Here is a 6,327-nt window from a genome sequence, read left to right as displayed (position 1 = left end):
CGGCGCCGCCCGTACGCGCGAGCGAGGCGCCGCCGGTCCCGACCCCGGTCAGGGTCGTGGACCCGGGCGAGCGGGTGAACGCGGGGAAGGGGTGGAAGGTCTGGCTGACGGCGGAGGGCAAGCACTGGGCCGGGCCCGACGGTTACGAGAACGACCGCAGCGTCACCGACGGCAACATCGACGTGATGACGCCGGGCGTCAGCCATCAGAGTCAGGGGAACCCGAAGGGGGCGTTCCACTCGGGGCTCTACTACGGGACCCGAGCGGCGGGCCGCGTCGAGCTGACGAACGCCGAGGGCCGCAAGGTCGTCGCCGCCCTGCTCGAACTCCCGGGCAGGCCGGGCTGGGGCGTCTGGTACGCGCACACCGGGCCGGGAATGGGTGAGGTCGGCACGGCGCTCTACGACCGGGCGGGGAAGCTCCTCTCCGAGCTGCCTCTGATCCCCAAAGGCGGTCCCTCCTGAGCGGAGACGGTGTCTCCTGGGCCGTCGGTCGAAGATCGGGACCCGTAGGGTGAGGGGGACTGGGGCGCCGTACTCGCTGGTAGCACGCTCTGTCGCGTAGCCGCTACGCCACCCCCCGTGCACGTGCATCTGCTCATGCATTGGCATATGAACACAGCTATGATCCGAGGAAGTTGACACCTGCACCAAGCAACTCGGGGAGCTACCAGTGCATCATGCGCATCGCGCGTACAACGGCATGGCGGCCACGGAGCTGCGAGGTGTCGTGTGGCAGAAGAGCAGGCACAGCAACTCCCAGGGATCCTGCGTGGAGTTCGCCAAACTGCCGGGGGGAAACGTTGCCGTACGCAACTCGCGACACCCCGAAGGGCCCGCCCTCGTCTACACGCCCGCGGAGATAGAGGCGCTCCTCCTCGGCGTCAAGGACGGCGAGTTCGACCACCTGGTGTGAGCGCCACGCGGCGCGTGGACCGCGAGTGGGCGACCCCCCCCCGCGGGTACGCGGACCGCGGACACACGATGGGCATACGGAAGAAGGGCCCCGGCGGATGCGGCCGGGGCCCTTCATTCGTATGGGCGGTGTGCGGCGCGGCTACTCCGGACCGATCCGGAACAGCGCCCACACCACCTTGCCCCGCAGCGTGCCGGCGAGCGGATGCCACCCCCAGCTGTCACTGAACGAGTCCACCAGGAACAGTCCGCGTCCCGACTCGGCGGCGAAGTCCTCCTCGCCGCCGCGTGCCTCCGGGCTCTCCCGGCTGGGGTCGCGCACGGCGCACACCAGGCGCGAGGACCAGCGCATCAAATGCAGGCGAACCGGTGGGTTCTGGCATTCTTCCTGGGGCGCGTCGGCGGGCATCGCATGGCGCAGCGCGTTGGTGACGAGTTCGGAGACGACCAGGGCCACGTCGTCGAAGCGCTCGGTCAGCTCCCAGCTGTCGAGTGTCGCGCTGGTGAACTTGCGGGCTCCGCGCACGGCTTCGTACCGCGCGGGAAGCGCGCACGAGGCGGAGGTGGAGACGGCGCCGGGATCGATCGGCGGAAGGCCCTGCCGTAACGGCTCGAGCACGGTCGATCCATTCGTCCCCATGCGAGGCACTCCCGGGAATCGCGACTGTGGTGCGACAACACGACAACACGAACGAGTACGCGGCTGCGCGGGGTCCATGGTTCCGAATGCGACCACTGGATGCAAGGGCAGATGCACGTGCACGCGCCGGACCTGTCCGTCCCCGTGCCTAATCTGTGCATAAGTCGTCCGCTGCTGGAGGGGAACTTTCCGCGACTGCCCGGAACTCGCCCTCTTTCCGTAATCGAATGTGTACGCGCTGAAGCGTTTGGTGGCAGAATCCGGGGCTCGACGGGGGCTCGACACCGTAAAGGGGAGGCTGGGAGCCGTGACCGCAGGCGAATCGGGCGGAGCGAGCGGGAGTGTGGTGCGGCGCATCCTGCTGGGCTCACAGCTGAGGCGGTTGCGCGAGTCGCGCGGGATCACCCGCGAGGCGGCCGGCTACTCGATCCGCGCGTCCGAATCCAAGATCAGCCGCATGGAGTTGGGACGGGTGAGCTTCAAGGCCAGGGACGTCGAGGATCTGCTCACGCTGTACGGGGTCGGGGACGAGGCCGAGCGAGACTCGCTCCTCGGGCTCGCCCGCGAGGCCAACGTCGCCGGCTGGTGGCACAGCTTCGGCGACGTCCTGCCGGGCTGGTTCCAGACGTACATCGGCCTGGAGGGCGCCGCCTCCCTCATCCGCGTCTACGAAGTGCAGTTCGTCCACGGTCTGTTGCAGACCGAGGCGTACGCCCAGGCCGTCGTCACCCGGGGCATGCCCGACGCCCCCGCCGCCGAGATCGACCGCCGCGTCGCGCTCCGCCTCGAACGGCAGAAGATCCTCGTCTCCGAGCGCGCCCCGCAGTTCCACGCCGTCCTCGACGAGGCCGCGCTGCGCCGCCCCTACGGCGACCGGTCCGTCATGCGGGGCCAGTTGAGGCATCTGATCGAGATCTCGGAACACCCGGGCGTCACGCTCCAGGTCATGCCCTTCAGCTTCGGCGGGCACGCCGGCGAGAGCGGCGCCTTCACGATGCTGAGCTTCCCCGAGTCCGACCTCTCCGACATCGTCTACCTGGAACAACTCACCAGCGCCCTCTACCTCGACAAGCGCGAGGAGGTCGCCCAGTACCAGCGCGTGATGGAGCGGCTGCAGAAGGAAGGGCCGGATCCGGCCGAAAGTCGCGACCTTCTCCGAGGGCTCCTCCAACTCACCTGACACATCAGTACGATGACGTGACATCAGTTCCGACGCTTCGGCGTTTCGACGTCACTTCTGTCATCCGTACGGAAGTAGAGCGGGTAGAGGGGTCTCGATCCATGTCGCACTTCACCGACCTGGCCCACCAGTACATCGACGGCGAGTGGAAGCCCGGCAGCGGCTCGTGGGACATCATCGACTTCAACCCGTACACGGGGGAGAAGCTCGCGTCGATCACGGTCGCCACCGCCGGTGAGGTCGACCGGGCGTACCGCGCCGCGGAGCGCGCCCAGGCCGAGTGGGCCGAGACCAACCCGTACACCCGCCGGCTCGTCTTCGAGCGGGCGCTGCGGATCGTCGAGGACCGCGAGGAGGAGATCGCCGAGACGATCGTCGCCGAGCTCGGCGGCACGCGTCTCAAGGCGGCCTTCGAGCTGCACCTCGCCAAGGAGTTCCTGCGCGAGGCGGTGCAGCTGGCGCTGCGCCCCGAGGGGCGCATCCTGCCGTCCCCGGTCGACGGCAAGGAGAACCGCGTCTACCGCGTCCCCGTCGGCGTCGTCGGTGTCATCTCCCCCTTCAACTTCCCCTTCCTCCTGTCGATCAAGTCGGTCGCGCCCGCGCTGGCCCTCGGCAACGCCGTCGTCCTCAAGCCGCACCAGAACACCCCGATCTGCGGCGGCACCCTCGTCGCCAAGGTCCTGGAGGAGGCCGGTCTGCCGGCCGGGCTGCTGAACGTCGTCGTCACCGACATCGCCGAGATCGGCGACGCGCTCCTGACCCACCCCGTCCCGAAGGTCATCTCCTTCACCGGCTCCGACAAGGTCGGCCGCCACGTCGCCACGGTCTGCGCGCAGAACTTCAAGCACGCCGTCCTCGAACTCGGCGGCAACAGCGCGCTGATCGTGCTCGACGACGCCGACGTGGACTACGCGGTCGACGCGGCCGTCTTCAGCCGCTTCGTGCACCAGGGCCAGGTCTGCATGGCCGCCAACCGGATCCTGGTGGACCGTACGGTGGAGGAGGAGTTCACCGAGAAGTTCGTGGCGAAGGTGAAGACCCTGCGCGTCGGCGACCCGGCCGACCCCGCCACCCACATCGGTCCGCTCATCAACTCCCAGCAGGCGGAGGCCGTCTCCTCGCTGGTCGACCAGACGGTCGAGGCCGGCGCCACGGCACTCCTGCACGGCACGGTCGACGGCAACCTCGTCTCCCCGTCCGTCCTCACCGGCTTCGCCCCGGACGCCCCGATCCTGGGCCAGGAGATCTTCGGCCCGGTCGCCCTGATCGTCCCGTTCGACGGCGAGGAGGAGGCCGTGCGGATCGCCAACGACACGCCGTACGGGCTCAGCGGCGCCGTCCACACGGGGAACGTCGAGCGGGGTGTACGGGTCGCCAAGCGCATCCACACCGGCATGATCCACATCAACGACGGCACCGTGCACGACGAGCCGATCGTCCCCTTCGGCGGCGAGAAGCACTCGGGCGTCGGGCGGCTCAACGGCGAGGCGATGGTGGAGAGCTTCACCACCCAGAAGTGGATCTCGATCCAGCACGGCCGGAGCCGTTTCCCCTTCTGATCCCCCTCCGGGCCCGCCGGTTCCTCCTTGCGGACAGTACTTGTCCGCAAGGGTTCGTAACGTGAGGGGTGTCGGGAAGAGGGGCGTCAGGCCTCCCCGGCACCCATCTGCGCAGGCGTACGGAAGGCGGACATCATGGTGGCTCTGGTTCCCACGGAGGCTCACGGCGACGAGCGCGGCGCGCTCCTCAACTTCGTCGAGGCCCAGCGCGCCGCGATCCGCCGCTCGCTCCTCGGTCTCACCGAGGAGCAGGCGGCGAGTCGCCCCAGCGCCAGTGAGCTCAGCCTCTCCGGGCTGCTCAAGCACGTCGCCGAGGTCGAGCTGAACTGGCTCCGGCTGGCCCAGCAGCTGCCGAACGAGCGCCGGCGCACCCAGGAGACCTGGGGCGAGGGCTTCCGGCTCGTGGACGGCGAGACGATCCCGGAGATCGTGGAGTTCTGGGCGGGCGTGGCGAAGGAGACCGAGGAGTACATCCGCTCGGTGCCGAGTCTGGACGACACCTTCCCGCTGCCCAAGGCGCCCTGGTTCCCCGAGGACGGACGGGTGTCGGTGCGCTGGATGCTGCTCCACCTGGTGCAGGAGGCCGGCCGGCACGCCGGGCACGCGGACGTCATCCGCGAGTCCCTGGACGGCAAGGGCTCCTTCGAACTGATCGCGGCGGAGCAGGCGGGGTGACCCCCTGCGCGTACCCTGGTCAAAATTGACTAGGAGGTACGTGGGATGTCGGCCATCCGTCTTCTCGTCCTGGGCGCCGTGAAGCAGCACGGCCGCGCCCACGGCTACCAGGTCCGCAACGACCTGGAGTTCTGGGGCGCGCACGAGTGGTCCCATGCCAAGCCCGGCTCGATCTATCACGCGCTGAAGCAGATGGCGAAGCAGGGACTGCTGCACGCGCACGAGGTGGCACCGAGCGCGGTGGGCGGGCCGCCGCGCGTCGAGTACGAGCTGACGGAGGGCGGCCGCGAGGAGTACTTCGCCCTGCTGCGCGAGGCGCTGACCACGTACGACCAGAAGATGGACGTCCTGTCGGCGGGCATCGGCTTCATCGTGGACCTGCCCCGCGAAGAGGCCGCGGAGCTGCTGCGGCAGCGGGTGCGGGCGCTCGACGAGTGGCGGACCGCGGTCACGGAGTACTACACGCCGGAGGGTGGTCCCGGTCAGCTCGGGCACATCGGCGAGATCATGCACATGTGGGTCCACTCGGCGGACGCCGGCAAGGAGTGGACGCTCGGCCTCATCGAGCGGATCGAGGGCGGGGCGTATGTGTTCGCGGGTGAGGGCGAACCCTTCGTGGGGGTGCTCGCGGAAGGTGAGGAGAACCCCTTCGCGACCTGATCGAGCACTGCTGAAGTGGGCAGGCTAATCAAGTTTGACTAAGGCCTCGGAAGGGCATACCTTGCTCCGTCGGTGGCGACTGGTCAAATTTGACTACGACGATTTCTGGAGGAATCGACATGACGGCGACTGGGGACGCGATCCTCGTGGAGGGCGCGCGCAAGCGGTACGGGGAGAAGGACGCCCTGGCCGGCCTCGACCTCACGGTCCGGCGCGGCACGGTCCACGGTCTGCTCGGGCCCAACGGCGCGGGCAAGACGACGACCGTACGGATCCTGGCCACACTGCTCCGCCACGACGAGGGCCTGGTGCGGGTGGCGGGGCACGACGTACGGACCGAGGCCCGGGAGGTGCGGCGGCGGATCGGGCTGCTCGGGCAGCACGCGGCCCTCGACGAGGAGCTGAGCGGCCGGCAGAACCTGGAGATGTTCGGCCGGCTCCACCACCTGGGCGCGCGGCGCGCGGGCACCCGGGCCGACGAGCTCCTGGAGCGCTTCGGCCTCACCGACACCGGCCGCAAGCCGGTCAAGCAGTTCAGCGGCGGCATGCGGCGGCGGCTCGACCTGGCTGCCTCGCTGATCACGGAGCCCGAGGTGCTCTTCCTCGACGAGCCGACGACGGGACTCGACCCACGCGGGCGTGGCGAGGTCTGGGAGTCGGTGCGCTCGCTCGTCGGCGGGGGCACCACGGTGCTGCTGA

At 69.3% G+C, this 6,327-nt stretch carries 7 protein-coding genes and 1 pseudogene; 7 read left to right on the top strand and 1 reads right to left on the bottom strand.

All coding sequences use genetic code 11. The features are described 5' to 3' along the window. Together AOK00_RS15295 and AOK00_RS15290 are read left to right on the top strand one after the other, a co-directional pair. A pseudogene (locus tag AOK00_RS15295) lies at positions 1-464 on the top strand (hypothetical protein); the annotation flags it as partial. 238 nt (positions 465-702) lie between these two features. After that, positions 703-915: a DUF397 domain-containing protein gene (locus AOK00_RS15290; RefSeq protein ID WP_173861569.1), complete on the top strand. Its 213-nt coding sequence runs from the start codon at positions 703-705 to the stop codon at positions 913-915. Positions 916-1,056: 141 nt separating this feature from the next. Here the strand turns inward: AOK00_RS15290 and AOK00_RS15285 are convergent, their stop codons facing one another. Further along, the gene (locus AOK00_RS15285) at positions 1,057-1,554 is read right to left on the bottom strand and encodes an ATP-binding protein (RefSeq protein ID WP_055600857.1); all 498 of its coding nucleotides are present in this window, start codon (positions 1,552-1,554) and stop codon (positions 1,057-1,059) included. A 307-nt stretch (positions 1,555-1,861) separates the two neighbouring features. Here AOK00_RS15285 and AOK00_RS15280 point away from each other — a divergent pair, with 307 nt between their 5' ends. The 5 genes from AOK00_RS15280 to AOK00_RS15260 form a co-directional block, all read left to right on the top strand. Then, positions 1,862-2,734, top strand: coding sequence for a helix-turn-helix domain-containing protein (locus AOK00_RS15280; RefSeq protein WP_055600856.1), 873 nt, complete (start codon positions 1,862-1,864; stop codon positions 2,732-2,734). Between the two features lie 101 nt (positions 2,735-2,835). Further along, on the top strand, positions 2,836-4,293 hold the full coding sequence (locus tag AOK00_RS15275) for an aldehyde dehydrogenase family protein (protein ID WP_055600855.1): 1,458 nt from the start codon (positions 2,836-2,838) through the stop codon (positions 4,291-4,293). Between the two features lie 135 nt (positions 4,294-4,428). After that, the gene (locus tag AOK00_RS15270) at positions 4,429-4,968 is read left to right on the top strand and encodes a DinB family protein (RefSeq protein WP_055600854.1); all 540 of its coding nucleotides are present in this window, start codon (positions 4,429-4,431) and stop codon (positions 4,966-4,968) included. 45 nt (positions 4,969-5,013) lie between these two features. Further along, a complete protein-coding gene (locus AOK00_RS15265) occupies positions 5,014-5,628 on the top strand; it encodes a PadR family transcriptional regulator (protein ID WP_055600853.1) in 615 nt (204 codons plus the stop codon). 119 nt (positions 5,629-5,747) lie between these two features. Continuing rightward, positions 5,748-6,327, top strand: a 580-nt coding sequence (locus AOK00_RS15260; RefSeq protein WP_159041771.1) for an ABC transporter ATP-binding protein, incomplete at its 3' end; no start/stop codon positions are given.

This window comes from Streptomyces aureus (genome assembly GCF_001418135.1).
Classification (GTDB): domain Bacteria; phylum Actinomycetota; class Actinomycetes; order Streptomycetales; family Streptomycetaceae; genus Streptomyces; species Streptomyces aureus_A.
Note: the sequence above shows the minus strand (reverse complement) of the source record. Positions and strands in the feature narration are given on the sequence as shown.